15 protein-coding genes are annotated in these 19,462 nt (G+C 74.1%); 12 read left to right on the plus strand and 3 right to left on the minus strand.

The window, feature by feature from the left end; all coding sequences use genetic code 11:
- The first annotated feature begins 252 nt into the window (after nucleotides 1–252).
- The 5 genes from ACIBCA_RS12315 to sucD all read left to right on the plus strand — a co-directional run bounded on the left by ACIBCA_RS12315 (nucleotide 253) and on the right by sucD (nucleotide 7,320).
- Nucleotides 253–1,335: an AAA family ATPase gene (locus ACIBCA_RS12315; protein WP_396282780.1), complete on the plus strand. Its 1,083-nt coding sequence runs from the start codon at nucleotides 253–255 to the stop codon at nucleotides 1,333–1,335.
- Entirely contained in the window at nucleotides 1,332–3,719 is a 2,388-nt protein-coding gene (locus ACIBCA_RS12320; RefSeq protein ID WP_396282781.1) for a DUF5682 family protein, read from the plus strand. The genes ACIBCA_RS12315 and ACIBCA_RS12320 overlap by 4 nt, the downstream gene beginning before the upstream one ends.
- A 57-nt stretch (nucleotides 3,720–3,776) precedes the next feature.
- Nucleotides 3,777–4,955, plus strand: coding sequence for a VWA domain-containing protein (locus ACIBCA_RS12325; RefSeq protein WP_396282782.1), 1,179 nt, complete (start codon nucleotides 3,777–3,779; stop codon nucleotides 4,953–4,955).
- 290 nt (nucleotides 4,956–5,245) lie between these two features.
- The gene (sucC, locus tag ACIBCA_RS12330; protein WP_396282783.1) at nucleotides 5,246–6,418 is read left to right on the plus strand and encodes an ADP-forming succinate--CoA ligase subunit beta; all 1,173 of its coding nucleotides are present in this window, start codon (nucleotides 5,246–5,248) and stop codon (nucleotides 6,416–6,418) included.
- A gap of 17 nt (nucleotides 6,419–6,435) precedes the next feature.
- Nucleotides 6,436–7,320 (plus strand): succinate--CoA ligase subunit alpha, encoded by an 885-nt coding sequence (gene sucD / locus ACIBCA_RS12335; RefSeq protein ID WP_396282784.1) that lies wholly within the window; start codon nucleotides 6,436–6,438, stop codon nucleotides 7,318–7,320.
- A 67-nt stretch (nucleotides 7,321–7,387) separates the two neighbouring features.
- Here the strand turns inward: sucD and ACIBCA_RS12340 are convergent, their stop codons facing one another.
- The gene (locus tag ACIBCA_RS12340) at nucleotides 7,388–9,391 is read right to left on the minus strand and encodes a sigma factor-like helix-turn-helix DNA-binding protein (protein WP_396282785.1); all 2,004 of its coding nucleotides are present in this window, start codon (nucleotides 9,389–9,391) and stop codon (nucleotides 7,388–7,390) included.
- Between the two features lie 132 nt (nucleotides 9,392–9,523).
- Here ACIBCA_RS12340 and ACIBCA_RS12345 point away from each other — a divergent pair, with 132 nt between their 5' ends.
- A complete protein-coding gene (locus ACIBCA_RS12345) occupies nucleotides 9,524–10,873 on the plus strand; it encodes a DUF6350 family protein (RefSeq protein WP_396282786.1) in 1,350 nt (449 codons plus the stop codon).
- A gap of 35 nt (nucleotides 10,874–10,908) precedes the next feature.
- Here the strand turns inward: ACIBCA_RS12345 and ACIBCA_RS12350 are convergent, their stop codons facing one another.
- Complete coding sequence (locus tag ACIBCA_RS12350; protein ID WP_396282787.1) at nucleotides 10,909–11,568, minus strand: hypothetical protein; 660 nt, start codon at nucleotides 11,566–11,568, stop codon at nucleotides 10,909–10,911.
- Between the two features lie 479 nt (nucleotides 11,569–12,047).
- Here ACIBCA_RS12350 and purN point away from each other — a divergent pair, with 479 nt between their 5' ends.
- On the plus strand, nucleotides 12,048–12,707 hold the full coding sequence (gene purN, locus ACIBCA_RS12355) for a phosphoribosylglycinamide formyltransferase (protein ID WP_396282788.1): 660 nt from the start codon (nucleotides 12,048–12,050) through the stop codon (nucleotides 12,705–12,707).
- On the plus strand, nucleotides 12,704–14,281 hold the full coding sequence (purH, locus tag ACIBCA_RS12360; RefSeq protein ID WP_396282789.1) for a bifunctional phosphoribosylaminoimidazolecarboxamide formyltransferase/IMP cyclohydrolase: 1,578 nt from the start codon (nucleotides 12,704–12,706) through the stop codon (nucleotides 14,279–14,281). Before purN ends, purH begins: the two co-directional genes overlap by 4 nt.
- Nucleotides 14,282–14,389: 108 nt before the next feature.
- On the opposite strand, the gene ACIBCA_RS12365 is transcribed toward purH, so the two are convergent.
- The gene (locus ACIBCA_RS12365) at nucleotides 14,390–15,034 is read right to left on the minus strand and encodes a hypothetical protein (RefSeq protein ID WP_396282790.1); all 645 of its coding nucleotides are present in this window, start codon (nucleotides 15,032–15,034) and stop codon (nucleotides 14,390–14,392) included.
- Between the two features lie 478 nt (nucleotides 15,035–15,512).
- On the opposite strand from ACIBCA_RS12365, the gene ACIBCA_RS12370 reads away from it, so the two are divergent.
- The 4 genes from ACIBCA_RS12370 (at nucleotide 15,513) to ACIBCA_RS12385 (ending at nucleotide 19,437) form a co-directional block, all read left to right on the plus strand.
- Nucleotides 15,513–16,367 (plus strand): bifunctional methylenetetrahydrofolate dehydrogenase/methenyltetrahydrofolate cyclohydrolase, encoded by an 855-nt coding sequence (locus ACIBCA_RS12370; protein WP_396282791.1) that lies wholly within the window; start codon nucleotides 15,513–15,515, stop codon nucleotides 16,365–16,367.
- Nucleotides 16,368–16,388: 21 nt separating this feature from the next.
- Entirely contained in the window at nucleotides 16,389–16,814 is a 426-nt protein-coding gene (locus tag ACIBCA_RS12375; protein ID WP_396282792.1) for a DUF3017 domain-containing protein, read from the plus strand.
- 215 nt (nucleotides 16,815–17,029) lie between these two features.
- Nucleotides 17,030–18,022 (plus strand): malate dehydrogenase, encoded by a 993-nt coding sequence (locus ACIBCA_RS12380; RefSeq protein WP_396282793.1) that lies wholly within the window; start codon nucleotides 17,030–17,032, stop codon nucleotides 18,020–18,022.
- 89 nt (nucleotides 18,023–18,111) lie between these two features.
- On the plus strand, nucleotides 18,112–19,437 hold the full coding sequence (locus ACIBCA_RS12385; RefSeq protein ID WP_396282794.1) for a hemolysin family protein: 1,326 nt from the start codon (nucleotides 18,112–18,114) through the stop codon (nucleotides 19,435–19,437).
- Nucleotides 19,438–19,462: the final 25 nt, after the last annotated feature.

A 19,462-nucleotide genomic window follows, 5' to 3' on the forward strand; every position in this document is an offset into this window, starting at 1 on the left:
GCCGTGTCTTGCGGATCACGTCGGGTCAGCGGGCGGCTCCCCCAGCCTTCGGCCGGGAGGTGCCCCCATGGGTGCGTGCATCGGCGGTGCCGAGGAGGGAGCCACTGCGGAGCATTGGCGACTGACGAGAAGCCGTCGAGGTGCGTGCCCCGGCGGCGACCGCCCGGCGTGATCCGCAAGACACGGCCTAGCCCCGACGACCTCATCATCCGGGCATCCCCATGCCCGCCGGCCGACCCGAAGGAGCCCGAGATGGCCGACGTTCTGCGGCAGCACGCCGAGGACGCGTTCGCCGGTGAACTGGCCGCGCTGGCGGCCCAGGACGACCGCCCCCGCCCCGAGCGCTGGAAGCTCTCGCCCTGGGCCGTGGCCACCTACCTGCTCGGCGGCGAGCTGCCGGACGGCACCTCGATCAGCCCCAAGTACATCGGCCCGCGCCGCGTCGTGGAGGTCGCCGTCACCACCCTGGCCACCGACCGCGCGCTGCTGCTGCTCGGCGTGCCCGGCACCGCGAAGACCTGGGTGTCGGAGCACCTGGCCGCGGCGATCAGCGGCGACTCCACCCTGCTGGTGCAGGGCACGGCCGGCACCCCGGAGGAGGCCGTCCGCTACGGCTGGAACTACGCCCAGCTGCTCACCCACGGCCCCAGCCGGGACGCCCTGGTGCCCTCGCCGCTGATGCGGGCGATGGCGGACGGCAAGATCGCCCGCGTCGAGGAGCTGACCCGCATCCCCGCCGACGTACAGGACAGTCTGATTACGATCCTGTCGGAGAAGACGCTCCCCATACCGGAGTTGGGCGGCGAGACCCAGGCCGTGCGCGGCTTCAACGTGATCGCCACGGCCAACGACCGCGACCGCGGCGTCAACGAGCTCTCCAGCGCGCTGCGCCGCCGCTTCAACACCGTGGTGCTGCCGCTGCCGTCCTCCCTGGACGAGGAGGTCGACATCGTCACCCGCCGGGTCAACCAGCTCGGCCGCTCCCTCGACCTGCCCGAACTGCCCGGCGGCGCCGAGGAGATCAGGCGCGTGGTCACCGTCTTCCGCGAGCTGCGCGCGGGCCTCACCGTGGACGGCCGGACGAAGGTCAAGACCCCCAGCGGCACCCTCTCCACCGCCGAGGCGATCTCCGTGGTCACCAACGGCCTCGCCCTGGCCACCCACTTCGGCGACGGCGTGCTCCGCGCCGGCGACGTGACGGCCGGCATCCTCGGCGCCGTCGTCCGTGACCCGGTGGCCGACCGGGCCGTCTGGCGCGAGTACGTCGAAGGGGTGGTGCGCGAGCGCGACGGCTGGAAGGACTTCTACCGCGCCGCCCGCGAGGTGACGGTATGACGGCTTCGGAGACGGCCCTGCTGGGCATCCGCCACCACGGGCCCGGCTCGGCCCGGGCGGTGGCCGCCGCGCTGGCGCACTGGCGGCCGGACGCGGTGCTGATCGAGGGCCCGCCGGAGGCGGACGCGATCGTCCACCTCGCCGCCGAGAAGGACCTCGTGCCGCCCGTCGCCCTGCTCGCCCACGCGGTGGACGACCCGGCGAAGGCCGCCTTCTGGCCGTACGCCGAGTTCTCCCCGGAGTGGGTGGCCATCCGGTACGGCGTCGAGCACGACCTGCCGGTGCGCTTCATCGACCTGCCCGCCGCGTACGGCTTCGCGGACGCCGCGTACGAACCCGGGGAGGCGGAGGAGCCCGCCGCCGACCCGCTCGCCCTGCTCGCCGAGGCCGCCGGGCACGACGACGCGGAGCGCTGGTGGGAGGACGTGGTCGAGCACCGCGCCCCTCTTGTCGGCACCCCCACCGCCGACCCGCTCGCCCCGTTCGCCGCCGTCGCCGAGGCCATGGGCGCCCTGCGCGCCGAGGGCCTCGGCGAGTCCCGCCGGGACCTGCGGCGCGAGGCCCACATGCGCCAGCAGATCCGCGCCGCCCGCCGCGCCGGGCACCGGCGGATCGCCGTCGTCTGCGGGGCCTTCCACGTCCCCGCGCTGGAGAGCATGCCGACCGTCGCCCACGACCGGGCGCTGCTCGCCGAGCTGCCGAAGAAGGTGAAGACGGACATCACCTGGGTCCCGTGGACGCACCGCCGCCTCGCCCAGTCCTCCGGCTACGGCGCCGGCGTGCCCTCGCCCGGCTGGTACCACCACCTGTTCGCCACCGAGGGCGACCCGGTGCCGCGCTGGCTCACCCGGGCCGCCGAGCTGCTGCGCGGCCAGGACCACCCCGTCTCCTCCGCCCACGTCATCGAGGCCGTCCGCCTCGCCGAGACCCTCGCGGTGGTGCGCGGCCGCCCCCTCGCGGGCCTCACCGAGACGCTGGACGCCGTGCGCGCGGTGCTCTGCGACGGCTCCGACGTCGCCCTGGAACTCGTCCGCGACGGCCTGGTCATCGGCGACGCGCTCGGCGAAGTCCCGGACGCCGCACCGGCGGTGCCGCTCCAGCGCGACCTCACGCGCCTGCAGCGCACCCTGCGCCTCAAGCCCGAGGCCGCGCTGAGGGACCTCGACCTCGACCTGCGCAAGGACACCGACGCGGCCCGCTCCCGGCTGCTGCACCGGCTGCGGCTGCTCGGCGTCGACTGGGGCGTGCCCGCCCGCTCCACCGTCAACTCCACCGGCACGTTCCGGGAGAGCTGGCTGCTGTGCTGGCAGCCCGAGTTCGCCGTACGGATCGCCGAGGCCGCCCAGTGGGGCACCACGGTCGAGGAGGCGGCCGTCAACAAGGCGGTCGGCACCGCCCGCGCGGCCGGCGAACTCGCCGAGCTGACGGGCTTGGTGGAGACCTGCCTGCTCGCCCACCTGTCCGCCGCCCTGCCCGCCGTGATGCGGGTGCTCGCCGACTGCGCCGCACTGGACACCGACGTCGCCCACCTGGCGAGCGCCCTGCCCGCCCTCGTCCGGGCGCTGCGCTACGGCGACGTGCGCGGTACCGACCACGGCGCCCTCGCCGAGGCCGCCACGGGCCTGGCCGACCGGATCTGCGTCGGCCTGCCGAGCGCCTGCGTCGGGCTGGACGCCGAGAGCGCCGCCGCGATGCGCGCCCGGCTGGACGAGGTGCACGGCGCGATCGGGCTGCTGGGCTCGGGCGCGGAGCCGACCGATTCCGAGCGCGCCGATCCTGAGCCGACCGATTCCGAGCGGGCCGATTCCGAGCGCGCCGATCCCGAGCACGCCGAGGAGAACGGCGACGCCCTCGCGGACCGCTGGGCCGCCACCCTGCGCGCCCTCGCCCGCCGCGAGCCCACCGCGGGCCCGGCCACCGGCGCCCCCGGCCTGCTGCGCGGCCGCGCCGTCCGGTTGCTGCTGGACGACGGCCGGCTCGACTCCGAGGAGGCGTCCCGCCGCCTGCGGCTCGTCCTGTCCGCCGCCAACTCCCCGGTGGACGCGGCCGGTTGGATCGAGGGCTTCCTCACCGGCGGCGGCGCCCTGCTGCTGCACGACCCCCGGCTGCTCGCCCTGCTCGACGAGTGGCTGACGGGCGTCGGCGGCGAGGTCTTCACCGACGTCCTGCCCCTGCTGCGCCGCACCTTCTCCGCCCTGGAGACCGGGGTGCGCACCACCATCGGCTCCCGGGTCGCCGCCGGCCCGCTCGGCGAGGCCCCGGAGGCGCCCGCCGCCTCCGGCGAGCTCGACCGGGCCCGCGCCGACGCCGCCGTCCCGGTGGTGGCCCTGCTGCTCGGCATCCGCCCCGTCATTCCCCGCCAGCCCGCCGGCCGCGACACCTGAGACCCGACGAGACGCGACGAGACCCGAAGAGACCCGAAGAGATCCGAGGAGACCCCGATGGCGACCACCACCGACGAACGCCTCCGCCGCTGGCGCCTCGTCCTCGGCGGCGAGGCGGACGGCACTGGCTGCACTCTGCGCGGCCGCGACGCCGCGATGGACGGCGCCCTCGCCGCCCTCTACCGCTCGGCCCCCGAGGAAGGGGCCCGCCCCGCCAAGGGTGCCCGGCGCAGCGCCGGTCTCGGCGGTTCGGCCCCGCAGGTCGCCCGCTGGCTGGGCGACATCCGCGAGTACTTCCCGTCCACCGTCGTGCAGCTGATGCAGCAGGACGCGATCTCCCGCCTGGGCCTGGACCGGCTGCTGCTGGAGCCGGAGATGCTGGAGGCCGTCGAGCCGGACGTCCACCTGGTCGGCACCCTGCTCTCCCTCAAGCACGCGCTGCCCGAGACCACCCGGGAGACGGCCCGGGCCGTCGTCGGCAAGGTGGTCGCCGCCCTGGAGCGCCGCCTCGCCGACCGTACGCGGGCCACCCTCGGCGGCGCCCTCGACCGCAGCGCCAAGGTGAACCGCCCCAGGCACCGCGACATCGACTGGGACCGCACCATCCGGGCCAACCTCAAGAACTACCTGCCCGAGCACGGCACCGTCGTGCCCGAGCGGCTGGTCGGCTACGCCCGCGCCCAGCGCGCGGTGAGGAAGGACGTCATCCTCTGCATCGACCAGTCCGGCTCGATGGCGCCCTCCGTCGTCCACTCCGCCGTCTTCGGCGCGGTGCTCGCCTCGATGCGCACCCTGGACACCCGGCTGGTCGTCTTCGACACCTCGGTGGTCGACCTGACCGAGCAGCTGACCGACCCGGTCGACGTCCTCTTCGCCACCCAGCTCGGCGGCGGCACCGACATCAACCGGGCGCTCGCCTACTGCCAGTCCAGGATCACCCGGCCCTCCGAGACGATCGTCGTCCTGATCAGCGACCTGTACGAGGGCGGCATCCGCGACGGCATGCTCAAGCGCGTCGCCGCGATGAAGGCGGCCGGCGTCCAGTTCATCGCCCTGCTCGCGCTCTCCGACGAAGGGGCGCCCGCGTACGACCACGCCCACGCCGCCGCCCTGGCCTCGCTCGGCGCCCCCGCCTTCGCCTGCACCCCGGACGCGTTCCCGGAGATCATGGCCGCCGCGATCGAGAAGCGGCCCATCCCGCAGCCGCAAGGGGAGGGGGCGCCCGACGGGCGGTGATCGTTCACCCGGAGGTGTGAATTCATCCGATCGGTGGACAAGGTGTCCCAGCCCGGCTGTGACGGTTCTCACCCAAGCCGGGCAGGCCCCGGGCGGAACAGGCCCGTCCCACGGGGATAACCTGCCAGACGGACGTGACGCGCGTGTTGATTGACGTGTGCGCCCGTGGCTGTGTGGGCCGCAAGGCCGTACCTCTGCGTACCCGCACCAGCCCCGACGACCCGCAGCGAAGATCCTGCCGTGGCACGCTCGTAGAGACACAATCCGCGACCACGAACAAGGACAAACACGTGGACCTGTTCGAGTACCAGGCGAGGGACCTCTTCGCCAAGCACGGTGTGCCCGTGCTTGACGGCGATGTCATCGAGACCGCCGCAGACGCTGCCGCCATCGCGGAGCGCTTCGGCGGCCGCGCCGTCGTCAAGGCTCAGGTGAAGGTGGGTGGCCGAGGCAAGGCCGGTGGCGTGAAGCTCGCCGCCGACCCGGCCGACGCCGTCGCCAAGGCCGGCGAGATCCTCGGCATGGACATCAAGGGCCACACCGTTCACAAGGTGATGCTCGCCCAGACCGCCGACATCAAGGACGAGTACTACGTCTCGTTCCTGCTGGACCGCACCAACCGCACCTTCCTGGCCATGGCCAGCGTCGAGGGCGGCGTGGAGATCGAGGTCGTCGCCGAGCAGAACCCCGACGCGCTCGCCAAGATCCCGGTCGACGCCAACGAGGGCTGCACCCCGGAGAAGGCCGCCGAGATCGTCGCCGCGGCGAAGTTCCCGGCCGAGATCGCCGACCAGGTGGCCGAGGTCCTGCAGAAGCTGTGGACCGTCTTCATCAAGGAGGACGCCCTCCTCGTCGAGGTCAACCCGCTGATCAAGTCCGGTGACGGCAAGATCATCGCGCTCGACGGCAAGGTCTCCCTGGACGAGAACGCCGAGTTCCGTCAGCCGGAGCACGAGGCGCTCGAGGACAAGGCCGCGGCCAACCCGCTCGAGGCGGCCGCCAAGGCCAAGGGCCTGAACTACGTCAAGCTCGAGGGCCAGGTCGGCATCATCGGCAACGGCGCGGGCCTCGTCATGAGCACCCTCGACGTGGTCGCCTACGCCGGCGAGAACCACGGCGGCGTCAAGCCCGCCAACTTCCTCGACATCGGCGGCGGCGCCTCGGCCGAGGTCATGGCGAACGGCCTGGAGATCATCCTGGGCGACCCCGACGTCAAGTCGGTCTTCGTCAACGTCTTCGGCGGCATCACCGCGTGCGACGCGGTCGCCAACGGCATCGTGCAGGCCCTGGAGCTCCTCGCGAGCAAGGGCGAGAACGTCACCAAGCCGCTCGTCGTCCGCCTGGACGGCAACAACGCGGAGCTGGGTCGCAAGATCCTCGACGACGCCAACCACCCGCTGGTCCAGCGCGTGGACACCATGGACGGCGCCGCTGACCGCGCCGCCGAGCTGGCCAACAAGTAAGGAAGGGACTCAACACCATGGCTATCTTCCTTACCAAGGACAGCAAGGTCATCGTCCAGGGCATGACCGGCGCGGAGGGCATGAAGCACACCCGCCGCATGCTCGCCTCCGGCACCCAGATCGTCGGCGGCGTGAACCCGCGCAAGGCCGGCACCACGGTCGACGTCGACGGCACCGAGATCCCGGTCTTCGGCTCCGTCGCCGAGGCGATGGAGAAGACCGGGGCCGACGTCTCCGTCCTCTTCGTCCCGCCGGCGTTCACCAAGGCCGCCGTGGTCGAGGCCGTCGACGCCGAGATCCCGCTGGCGATCGTCATCACCGAGGGCGTCCCGGTGCACGACACCGCCGCCTTCTGGGCCTACGCCGGCGCCAAGGGCAACAAGACCCGGATCATCGGCCCGAACTGCCCCGGCCTCATCAGCCCCGGCCAGTCCAACGCGGGCATCATCCCGGCCGACATCACCACCTCCGGCAAGATCGGCCTGGTCTCGAAGTCCGGCACCCTGACCTACCAGCTCATGTACGAGCTGCGCGACATCGGCTTCTCCTCGGCCGTGGGCATCGGCGGTGACCCGATCATCGGCACCACCCACATCGACGCCCTCAAGGCGTTCCAGGAGGACCCGGACACCGAGATCATCGTCATGATCGGTGAGATCGGCGGCGACGCCGAGGAGCGTGCCGCGGCCTACATCGCCGAGCACGTCACCAAGCCGGTCGTCGGCTACGTCGCGGGCTTCACCGCCCCCGAGGGCAAGACCATGGGCCACGCCGGCGCCATCGTCTCCGGCTCCTCGGGCACCGCCCAGGCCAAGAAGGAGGCCCTCGAGGCCGCCGGTGTCAAGGTCGGCAAGACGCCGTCCGAGACCGCCCGCCTGGCGCGCGAGATCATCGCCGGCTGACCCTCGTCAGCGGCGCACCGAGCGCCCCCGCCCCCCGGCTCTCCGAGGGGGCGGGGGCGCTCGTGCGTCACGGCGCCCCGTGGGTGCACGGACGGACGACGAACACCGGACAGGCCGCCGGGCCCGCCGGCGGAGGAGCGTCCGCACCCCGGCCCATCTGCGGCTGCCTCCACCGGCCCGCCGCCTGCGGCTGAGGCTCCACCACCACCGCCTCCAGCCCCGGCGCCGGACTGCACCACAGACTCCGCACACCCACCGGCTCACCGCCCGGAAGCACCGGCACCCCCGGCGCCTCCACCTCCGCCCCAGGCGCCGCCACGCACAACGCCGGCGCGGGCGGCTCCGGCGGCCGCATCAGCACCGCCGGCCGCAACCCCGCCAGCGTCGCCAGCGTCGCCCCGCCCACCGCCACGGTCAGCAGCGCCGCCGCGCCCGTCCGGCTCGCCGTCGACAACCGGTGCCGCGCCCGCAACACCGGCACCGCCGCCCGGTGCGGCTGCGGACACCCGCGCACGGCCGCCCGGTGCAGCAGCCCGCTCAGCCCGTCCGCGAACCCCGGCGCGGCCGGATCCGGCCCCACCAGATCCGGCACCCACCCCGCCAGCGCCACCCGCGCCGACCACACCCGCGCCTGCGCCGCCGCCAGCGTCGACTCCACCTCGATCGCCACCGCCTCCGCCGGCAGCCCCAGCCCGTCGTGCAGCACCAGCGCCCGCCGCTGCGGCCGCGACAACCGCTTCAACGCCTTCAACAACGCCCGGTCCCGATCCGTCAGCCGGTCGTGATCCGGCAGCACCGCCTGCCCCTCGTCCGCCGGCCGCACCCTGATCCGCCGCCGGGGCCACGACCACCCGTGCGCCCGCCTGGGCCCACCCCGATGCCACGGCGACAACGCCAACTCACTCGCCCGCCCCCGCACCCACCCCTCCGGATCCCCCGACACCCCCACCCGCGCCCACCCCCGCCGCGCCTCCCCGAACGCCAGCCGCACACAGTGCACCGCCCGATGCCGGCACCCCGTCAGCAGGAACACCTGCTGCACCAGCCGCACATACGCCCCCTCGTACAGCCCCTCGAACCCCCCACCCCCGGCCACCGCCGCAGAGGGCGCCTCCACCCCCGGCTTCGCCGCCGCACCGGAGACGCCACCGGCAGCCGCGGCGGAGGGCACCCTCGCAGCAGCACCGAGCACGCCCTCACCCGCCGCCGCGCCCACATCGCCGCCCACATCGCCGCCCGCCTGACCGCCCGGCTTCGCCGCACGGTCGTCGCTCCGCCCGCCACGCGCCTTCGCCGTGGCGGGCGGATCAGCGGTCACCTTCGCCCCGGAGCCGATGTCCCGCTTGCCGGTTTGCTTCGTAGCCACGTTGTCTGGCGCCTGCCTGCTCGGTCTCACGCCGGTGTTGTCCGTCTGCCCACCACGCGTCTCCGCCGTGGCGGGCACCTCGCCGGGCGACTTGGTCCCGGTGCCTTCAGCCCGCCTGCCGTGGCGCATGTCGCCGGACAGCGGGGTGGGGGAGTGGGCGGCCGACTGCTCGGGGTCGGCCGGGGTGCCGGAGCGCTCGGGGCCGGCGGTCGGAGCCTTCGGCTGACGACCGCCTGAATCCGTGGTGCCCGGTTGCGCCGAACGGTTGGTGACCGCGTTGCGTCGTCGTGTCCGGTCGCCCCCGTCCGCACCGCTTCGCCGGGCTGCGGCGGTCGGTTGCCCGTGGCCGGTGGGGGCGCCACCGCGCTGCGGGCCGGCGGTCGGCGCCTTGGGCTGAGGACCGCCCGAGGCCACGTCGCCGGGCTGCGCCGGGCCGCCTCCGCCGCCCGCCGTCGGGCCGTCCGCGCCCGCTTCCGCCCCAGCCGGGTGGGCGAGGGCGATGGCGGCGGCTGCGGTGGGGGCGCCGAGTTTGCGCATGGCGCGGTGGAGGTAGTTGCGGACGGTGGTGGGGGTGACGCCGAGGGTGGTGGCGATGTGGGCGAGGTCGTGGCCTGCGGCGAGGTGGGCGAGGGCCTGGGCCTCACGGGGGGTCAGCTTTCGCAGCAGGTGGGCGAGGTCGGGCTCGTGGGTGGGTGGCGTGGTCATCAGACGCTCCGGGCCGGGGCGCCGGCGGCTTGGGGGCAGGGTCTGAAAATGCGCATAAGCCAATAATCTGGGACACGGCGGTGGTTTGCCGCTTCACGGAGCATGGCGAGTCGCCTTGGCACCATGAGGCGCATGACGCAGCTGACGGGTCGTCCGATCCTCGGGGTTCCGGGCGAGGTGGGCGGACGCCCGGTGCCCGCCGACCTGTTGACGGGGGTGCGGACGGCCCTGGTCGGGCTCGCGGTGGTCGGGGTGCCGGTTCTCGGGCTCTGGGTGATCACCCCGTACGCGGATGACGGCGCCGCCGGTGCCACCCGTCTGGCGGCGGCCCTGTGGTTGCTGGGGCACGGCGCGCCGGTGCTTCGCGGGGGTGCGCAGGCGCCGTTGTCGGTGACGCCGCTGCTGTTGGGCGTGCTGGCCGTGGTGCGGCTGTACCGGGAGGGGGCCGCGCTGGAGCGGCGGCGCGGGCTGCGGTCGCGGTGGGGCGGGCCGGTGGCGCTGTGGGCGGGGTACTGCGCGGTGGCCGTCGGGGTGGCGCTGCACTGTGCGGGGGCCGGGGTGTTCCGCAGCCGGGTGCTGCTGGACGTGCTGGTGGTGGCCCTGGTGGCGGGGGCCGCGCTGGCCGCGGGTGTGCGGTCGGCGGATCCGGAGGCCCGCGCCCACCCCGTCCTCGGTCTGCTCGACCGCCTGCCGGCGCCGTACCGTCCGACGGCCGGCGCGGAAGCGGTGGGACGCGCCGCGCTCGCGGCCGGGGCGGGCCTGGTGGCGGCGGGCGGGGTGCTGGTCGCGGTGTCGGCGCTGCTCTCGGCGGTGGCCGGGGGTGGCCGGGGCGCGGCGTGGCTGGCGGGTGGGCCGGCGGCGCTGGCGGGGCTGGTCCTGCTGGCCGTGGTGCTGCTGCCGAACGCGGTGGTGTGGGGTGCGGCGTACGCGCTGGGCCCGGGGTTCGCGGTGGGCGCGGGTACGGCGGTGGCGCCGGCCGGGACGCGGCTGGGTCCGTTGCCGGACTTCCCGATGCTCGCCCTGCTCCCGGCGGAGGGGCCGGGCGGCTGGCGGTGGGCGGCGCTGCTGCTGCCGGCGCTGGCGGGCGTGGTGCCGGCGCTCCTCCTGGGACGGGCGGCGGCGCGTGAGCCCTGGGCGCCCGCCGCGACGGTGGTCGCGGGCCTGGCGGTGGCCCTGCCGGCCGGGGTGGGGGCGGCGGTGCTGGCCTGGCTGTCGGGCGGTGCGCTGGCGGCGGAGCGGATGGCCCGCCTGGGGCCGGTGCCGTGGTGGACGGGCCTGGCGGCGGCGGGCTGGGTCGCGCTGGTGGCCGTTCCGGGCGCGCTGCTGGTCCGTCAGCCGGCCCTGGCGCCGTCCCGGTGGACGGGGCTCGCACGCCGGGGTGCGCTGCGGCTGCGCGCCGGGGCGTACGCGGCCGTCCTGCGCCTGTCCTCCCTGCGTACGCGCCGTCCGACGGAGGACCGGGGACCGGCGACCGAGGACTGAGGACCGAGAACTGAGGACTGAGGCCTGAGCGGCCCCTACTCGGCGTTGCCCGTGAAGTCGACGTACCACTTCGGCGCGTACCGGTCGCAGTTGTCGGCGCCGACCGAGGTCAGGGAGTCCTGCACGCAGGTCTCGTACTCGTGGTAGTAGAGGCCGAGCCCGATCACCGAGGTGGTGACCACCACCGTCATCGCGCCGGTCAGGATGCCCGCGAGCGCGGCCGGGGTGAGCGGGTTCGGTGCCGGCGGCTCGTACGGCGCGTTGCCGGTGCGGGTGTCGGCCGGCTTGGGGGTGCGCATGGCGCTGATGCCCCAGGCGATGCCCAGCAGGCCGACGAGCAGGGCGAGCCAGTGGAGGCCCAGGAAGAGGCAGACCAGCGCGAGCGGCCCGGCGAGGGCGGCGTTGCGGGCCCGGCGGTGGGCCGGGTTGGTCGGGTCGAGCCGGGGCGGCTGCGGGGCCGGGGGCCGCTGGCCGGGCCGGCCGTCGCCGAGGCCCGCGCCCCACGGCGGCGGGAACGGCGGGCGCTCCCCGGAGCCCGGACCGGCATCGGCGCCGGAACCCGGCCCGCCGTCGACCGGGCCGTGGTCGCCGCCCTCGCCGGGCCGGGGACCGCGCGGCTGCCACGGCTGGTCCGGGGCATCCGCCGGCGGCGGCGCGAAGGGGTTGCGCTCGCCGGTGTCGTCACCGCTGCTCATGGTTCGGCCATTCCTTCTCGGTCGGTGGCCCGGTCGGTCGATCCGTCGAGGACCGGTCGGCTCGGAGGCTCGGTCGGCCGGAGCGTCGCCCCGGCGTCCCCTATGATCCCGCAGCCGTTCACCGGCCCACCGGGCGGCCCGCCCCGCCGCCGCCCGGCCGCCGCCCGGCAGCGGCCGAGCCGCCCGGCCGTACCGCCGCGACGGCACGTCGGGGCACCTCGCCGCGCCGCCCGCAACTCCCGTACGGCGAACGTGAGGAGATCCCCGTCTCAACTACGCGCGTAGCGCCGCCGAGGGCGTGTGGAGGCCGTCCGACCAGCCGTTATCGTGGTGACGGTCAGCAGCTCACCACGGTTCCCCGGGGCCCGCGTCGCGGCGGGTTCCCCTGGTGTTCCCCCTTGCTCGACCTGCCGTTCGTAGTGGCCCCACCGCCGGTGGACGTACCAGCGGGCGGCGCCCGACCTACGGAGAATCGCGCAGTGGCCGCCGCCCCCGCTCAGCTCTTCCCGCCCCGCACGCCCGGACCGGCCCGCCTGGTGGTGCTGGTCTCCGGCTCCGGAACCAATCTGCAGGCGCTGATCGACGCCGCCGCCGACCCGGCCTACGGCGCCGAGATCGTCGCCGTCGGCGCCGACCGGGACGGGATCGCGGGCCTGGAGCGTGCCGCGAAGGCGGACATCGCGACCTTCGTCCACCGGGTGAAGGACTTCCCGGACCGCGCCGACTGGGACGCCGTGCTGACCGCCTCCGTCGCCGCCCACGAGCCGGACCTGGTGGTGACGGCCGGCTTCATGAAGATCCTCGGCCCCGCGTTCGTCGCGGCCTTCGCCGGGCGGATCGTCAACACCCACCCCGCACTGCTGCCCGCCTTCCCCGGCGCCCACGGCGTCACCGACGCCCTCGCGTACGGGGTGAAGGTCACCGGCTGCACCGTTCACCTGGTCGACGCCGGTGTGGACACCGGGCCGATCATCGCGCAGGGCGTCGTCGAGGTCGTCGACGCCGACCACGCCGATGGCGGCGACGCGCTGCACGAGCGCATCAAGACTGTCGAGCGCAAGCTGCTCGTCGACGTCGTGGGCCGGCTGGCCCGCGAAGGTCACCGCATCGAGGACCGAAAGGTATGGATTCCGGCATGAGTGCCAGCTCCACCACCCCCCCTGTCTCCGAGAACGTCCGTCCGATCCGTCGCGCGCTGATCAGCGTGTACGACAAGACCGGTCTGGAGGAGCTGGCCCAGGGCCTGCACGCCGCCGGGGTCGCCATCGTCTCCACCGGCTCCACCGCCGGACGGATCGCCGCCGCCGGCGTCCCGGTGACCGAGGTCTCCGAGCTGACCGGCTTCCCGGAGTGCCTGGACGGGCGCGTGAAGACGCTGCACCCCCGCGTGCACGCCGGCGTGCTCGCCGACCTGCGCCTGGAGTCGCACCGCGCGCAGCTGGCCGAGCTGGGCGTCGAGCCCTTCGACCTGGTCGTGGTGAACCTCTACCCGTTCAAGGCCACCGTCGCCTCCGGCGCCACCCCGGACGAGTGCGTCGAGCAGATCGACATCGGCGGCCCGAGCATGGTCCGCGCCGCCGCCAAGAACCACCCCTCGGTCGCCGTCGTGGTCGACCCGGCCCGCTACGAGGACGTCCTGACGGCCGTCCGCGAGGGCGGCTTCGACCTGGCCACCCGCAAGCGCCTGGCCGGTGCCGCGTTCGCCCACACCGCCGCCTACGACGTGGCCGTGGCCTCCTGGTTCGAGGCCGGCTACGCCCCGAGCGACGCGGAGTTCCCCGAGTTCCTGGGCGCGACCTGGGAGCGCCAGAACGTGCTGCGCTACGGCGAGAACCCGCACCAGGGCGCCGCGCTCTACACCGATGGCGCCGGCGGCCTGGCCGGCGCGGAGCAGCTGCACGGCAAGGAGATGTCGTACAACAACTACGTCGACACCGATGCCGCCCGCCGCGCCGCCTACGACCACGCCGAGCCGGCCGTCGCGATCATCAAGCACGCCAACCCGTGCGGCATCGCGACCGGCGCCGACGTCGCCGAGGCGCACCGCAAGGCCCACGAGTGCGACCCGGTCTCCGCGTACGGCGGCGTGATCGCCGTCAACCGCCCGGTCACCGTCGCGCTGGCCGAGCAGATCGCCCCGATCTTCACCGAGGTCGTCGTGGCCCCGGGCTACGAGGACGGCGCCCTCGAGGTGCTGACCAAGAAGAAGAACCTGCGCGTGCTGCTCGCCGCCGAGGCCCCGGCCAACCGCCAGGAGGTGCGCCCGATCTCCGGCGGCGTGCTGCTCCAGGACGCGGACCGGGTGCACGCCGAGGGCGACGACCCGGCGAACTGGACCCTCGCCACCGGCGAGGCGCTCTCCGAGGCGGAGCTGGCCGAGCTGGCCTTCGCCTGGCGGGCCTGCCGGGCCGTCAAGTCCAACGCGATCCTGCTGGCCAAGGACGGCGCCTCGGTCGGCGTCGGCATGGGCCAGGTCAACCGGGTCGACTCCTGCAAGCTCGCGGTGGAGCGGGCCGGCGAGCGGGCCAAGGGCGCGTACGCCGCCTCGGACGCCTTCTTCCCGTTCCCGGACGGCCCGGAGATCCTGATCGCCGCCGGCGTGAAGGCGATCGTGCAGCCCGGTGGTTCGATCCGCGACGAGCAGGTCGTCGAGGCGGCCCAGAAGGCCGGCGTGACGATGTACTTCACCGGCGCGCGGCACTTCTTCCACTGACGGACCCGCACTGACGGCATGACACAGCGGCCCGGTACCTCCTCGGAGGTACCGGGCCGCTGCGTTGGCGTCGGACGCTGTCAGTCCGTCCGTCAGTCAGTCAGTCAGTCAGTAGCGCGGCCGGTTGAACCAGGCCACGCCGTCCCGGGTGCTCATGGCGACGATCCAGAGGATGGCGATCCCGATCCACAGCGCACCGATGATGAGCCCGAACGGGCCGCCCGGGTTGCTCGTGGAGCTCTGGGACAGGCCGCTGATCAGTACCAGCAGCCCCAGCAGCAGCGAGATGCAGCCGTACACGAGGGTGGTGATCCTGGTCGCCGGGCCGCCCTTGCCGAACTTCGCGCCGAGCGTGATGGACAGGACCGAGGCGAGCAGGTACACGATCCCGAGCACCAGCAGGACGCCGGCCGCGGCGTTGCCGAACACCGCGGTGTCGCCGTGGCGGGTGTTGGCCTCGTGCTTGGCGGTGGCGGCCACGAGCAGCAGGATGCCCGTCAGGATGACCTGCACGCCGCCGATGACGAACAGCAGCACGCGGGTGGTCAGCACCAGGCCCGGCATGCTCTGCGGCACGGCCGGCTGGAAGCCGTAGCCCTGACCCACCGGCGGGTAGCCGTACGCGGCGGGCTGAGGCTGCGGCGGCTGCGGGTAGCCGTACCCGGCCGGCTGGGGCTGGGGCTGCTGCGGGTAGCCGTAACCCTGGGGCTGCTTCTGGCCGTACGGGTTGTTCGGGTCGGGCGGGTAACTCATGGATGCCTCCGGGCAGTTACGGGGACGCGGGGACGGGACGGCGGAGGACCCGGTTGCGGCCGGCGGGTCGGGCTGCTTGGTCTGCTGCGGCCGACCTGGACGGGACGGTGGTCGAGCGCGCCGACGGCCCGGCGACGGTGACGGGCGGCGCGGGGCTCAGCGGCGAGGTGAGCGGGCGGCGAGCGGGGCCGTGCGCGGGCGCGTGGCGAAGGGCCGCGCGCGTGGGCGGTCGGGCTGCTCGGTCTGCTGTGGTCGGCTCACATCTTCCCCCGGGTACGCCCCGCCGCGGCGTCCGGCGGCCCGTCACGGGGCCGGTCGCGGCAGGGTATGCCCCGACATCGTCAACCGGACGGCACGGCCCTGTCCAGCCGGTTGCCGGACGGGGCGCGAGACTGTGGCGCAACCGCAACGTGGTCCGGACCTTCCGCCGGTGTCGCCCCTGGTTCGGGGGCGTTCCGCGATCCGGGAGAATGGGGTCATGAGCGCCCAGATTCTCGATGGCAAGGCCACCGCCGCCGCGATCAAGTCCGAACTCGCCGCCCGCGTGGCGGCCCTCAAGGCGAAGGGCGTCACGCCCGGCCTCGGCACCGTCCTGGTCGGCGACGACCCGGGCAGCCGCTGGTACGTCAACGGGAAGCACAAGGACTGCGCCGAGGTCGGCATCGCCTCCATCCAGCGCGAGCTGCCCGCCACCGCCAGCCAGGAGGACGTCGAGAACGTCGTCCGCGAGCTCAACGCCGACCCGACCTGCACCGGCTACATCGTCCAGCTGCCGCTGCCCAAGGGCCTGGACCAGAACCCCGTCCTCGAGCTCATGGACCCGGACAAGGACGCGGACGGCCTGCACCCGACCTCGCTCGGCCGCCTGACCCTGGGCATCGAGGGCCCGCTGCCCTGCACCCCGCTGGGCATCGTCGAGCTGCTGCGCCGCCACGAGGTGCCGATCGACGGCGCCGAGGTGGTCGTCGTCGGCCGCGGCATCACGGTCGGCCGCTCGATCGGCCTGCTGCTGACCCGCCGCAGCGAGAACGCCACCGTCACCCTGTGCCACACCGGCACCCGGGACCTGGCCTACCACCTGCGCAAGGCCGACATCATCGTGGCCGCCGCGGGCGTGCCGCACCTGATCAAGCCGGAGGACGTGAAGCCGGGCGTCGCGGTGCTGGACGTGGGCGTCAGCCGCAGCGAGGGCAAGATCGTCGGCGACGTGCACCCCGGCGTGGCCGAGGTGGCGGGCTGGATCTCCCCGAACCCGGGCGGCGTGGGCCCGATGACCCGCGCGATGCTGCTCAACAACATCGTCGAGGCGGCCGAGCGCCGCGCCGGCGTCTGACACCCCAGGGAGACGGCGAGCATGTCTGAACCGCGACCGGCGCGGTCCCGGCGCAGGCCGGTCAAGACCACCGGCACCCTGCCGCCCGAGGGTTCGCGCGCGGCCCTCGGCTCCGGCCACGCCCTGCCGGTCCGGCAGTGGCCCATAACCCTGGTCCTGTCGGTGGTCGGGGCCGGTCTCGCGGTCACCTGGTTCGCCGACTTCAAGGACGGTTTCAGGTACGGGCTGCTGATCCTCGGCTGCGGCGTGCTGCTGGGGGCCGTGCTGCGGCTCGTCCTGCCCGAGGTCGGCATGCTGGCGGTGCGCAGCCGCTTCACCGACGTCATCGTGATGGGCTTCCTGGGTGCCTCGATCGTGCTGCTGACGCTCGTCGCGCAGCCGAACCCGTGGCTGGAGATGCCCTGGCTGGACAACATCGGCCAGCTCATCGGCAGGCCCAAGCACTGATCCGCAGGTCCACGGCGGCCCCCTCCCTCGCCCCATGGAATCTATGGGCGGGGGCGGGGGCCGCCTTTCGGCTGTGACGCATCAGCCACGCCCGGACATCGGGCGTACGCCCCGCTTTGCGGTAACCTGACGCCGGTCTCTCGATGTCGAGAGATCATCCTGGCTCCAGCGCCGGTGTGCCTGGGGCACCTGGCGATCTGCTGGAGAAGGTAGAAATGACTCGCACCCCCGTCAACGTCACCATCACCGGAGCGGCCGGCCAGATCGGCTACGCGCTGCTCTTCCGCATCGCCTCGGGCCACCTGCTCGGCGCCGACGTGCCGGTGAACCTGCGCCTCCTCGAGATCCCGCAGGGTCTCAAGGCCGCCGAGGGCACCGCGATGGAGCTCGTCGACTGCGCCTTCCCGCTGCTGCGCGACATCAAGATCACCGACAACCCGAACGAGGCGTTCGACGGCGCCAACGTCGCCCTGCTGGTCGGCGCCCGCCCGCGCACCGCCGGCATGGAGCGCGGCGACCTGCTGTCGGCCAACGGCGGCATCTTCGGCCCGCAGGGCAAGGCCATCAACGACAACGCCGCGGACGACATCAAGGTCCTGGTCGTCGGCAACCCGGCCAACACCAACGCCCTGATCGCCCAGCGCAACGCCCCGGACGTCCCGGCCGAGCGCTTCACCGCGATGACCCGTCTGGACCACAACCGCGCCCTCGGCCAGCTCTCGGCCAAGACCGGCGCCCTGGTCTCCGACATCAAGCGCGTCACCATCTGGGGCAACCACTCCGCGACCCAGTACCCGGACATCTTCCAGGCCGAGGTCGCCGGCAAGCCGGCCTTCGAGGCCGCCGGCAGCGACCAGGCGTGGCTGGAGAACGACTTCATCCCGACCGTCGCCAAGCGTGGCGCGGCCATCATCGAGGCCCGCGGCGCCTCCTCGGCCGCCTCGGCCGCCAACGCCGCCATCGACCACGTGTACACCTGGGTCAACGGCACCGCCGAGGGCGACTGGACCTCCATGGGCGTCGTCTCCGACGGCTCCTACGGCGTCCCGGCCGGCCTGATCTCCTCCTTCCCCGTCACCACCAAGGACGGCAGGTTCGAGATCGTCCAGGGCCTGGAGATCTCCGACTTCTCCCGCGCCCGCATCGACGCCTCGGTCAACGAGCTGGTCGAGGAGCGCGACGCGGTCCAGGAGCTGGGCCTCATCTGAGCCCCCCTCCCCACGCGTTCGACGGCCCGCCACCCCTCGATGGGGCGGTGGGCCGTCGCCGTGGCACGGCCGCCCTACACTGACCGGCTGTGAACGAAACCATCGGCGACGCCGCGCTCGTCCTCGTGTTCATCCTCCTGGGCGGGCTGTTCAACGTCGCCGAGATCTCACTGATCTCCCTGCGCGAGGGCCAGATCCGCACCCTGGAGTCGAACGGCACCCGGCGCGCGGCCCGGGCCGCGCACCTGGCCGCCGACCCCAACCGGTTCCTGGCCGCCGTCCAGGTCGGTGTGACGTGCATGGGCTTCCTGTCCGCCGCCTTCGGCGCGGACACCCTGGCCGGCAAGGTCGCCCCGGTGTTCGTGGAGGCCGGCCTCTCCCCGGGGGTGGCCGACGCCCTCGCCCTGGTCGGCCTCACCCTGGTGATCAGCTACGTCTCGCTGGTGCTCGGCGAGCTCACCCCCAAGCGCATCGGCCTGCAGCGCGCCGAGTCCATCGCCGTGGTCGCCGCGCCCGTGGTGGACGTCATGTCGGTGGCGCTGCGCCCGGTGATCTGGTTGCTCGGCCACTCCACCAACCTGATGGTCCGCCTCCTCGGCGGCGATCCGGCCGCCGGCCGCGGCTCGATGAGCTCCGAGGAACTGCGCGGCCTGGTCGCCGCCAACACCGAACTCGGCAGCGACGAAAGGGCGTTGATCGCCGACGTGTTCTCCGCCGGGGAGCGCCAGCTGCGCGAGGTGATGGTCCCGCGCACCGAGGTGACCTTCCTGGACGCCGAACGCCCGCTCGCCGCCGTGCGCCACCAGGCCGAGACCTCCCCGCACTCGCGCTACCCGGTGGTCGAGGGCAGCGCCGACGCCGTCGTCGGCTTCGTCCACGTCCGGGACCTGTACGGCGCCCGCGGCGAGCAGGCCGTCAAGGTCCGCGACCTCGCCCGCCCGGTCAAGCTGCTGCCCGGCACCAAACGGGTGCTGAAGGCGATGGGCGAGATGCGCCGCGAGGGCCACCACCTGGCCATCGTCGTCGACGAGTACGGCGGCACGGCCGGCATCGTCACCCTGGAGGACCTGGTCGAGGAGGTCATCGGCGAGATCCGCGACGAGTACGACCGCCCCGAGACCGCCACCACCCGCCGGCTGGCCGGCGGCGGCATGGAGCTGGACGGCCTGCTCAACCTCGGCGACTTCGAGGAGGAGACCGGCGTCGCCCTGCCCGAGGGCCCCTACGAGACGGTGGCGGGCTGCCTGGTCGCCTCCCTCGGCCACCTGCCCCGGCAGGGCGACCAGGCGCGGATCGTCGCCGAGAGCGGCCAGGGCGTGCTGCTGACGGTCGCCAAGCTGGAGGGCCGCCGGATCGCCCGGGTCGGGGTGAGTGCCGTCACACCGCCGGAACCCGAAGGGCCGGAGGTTTCCTGACCGAGCGGGGGAACTGGAACAATGG

The sequence above is a fragment of the Kitasatospora sp. NPDC051170 genome (assembly GCF_044455705.1).
GTDB lineage: Bacteria > Actinomycetota > Actinomycetes > Streptomycetales > Streptomycetaceae > Kitasatospora.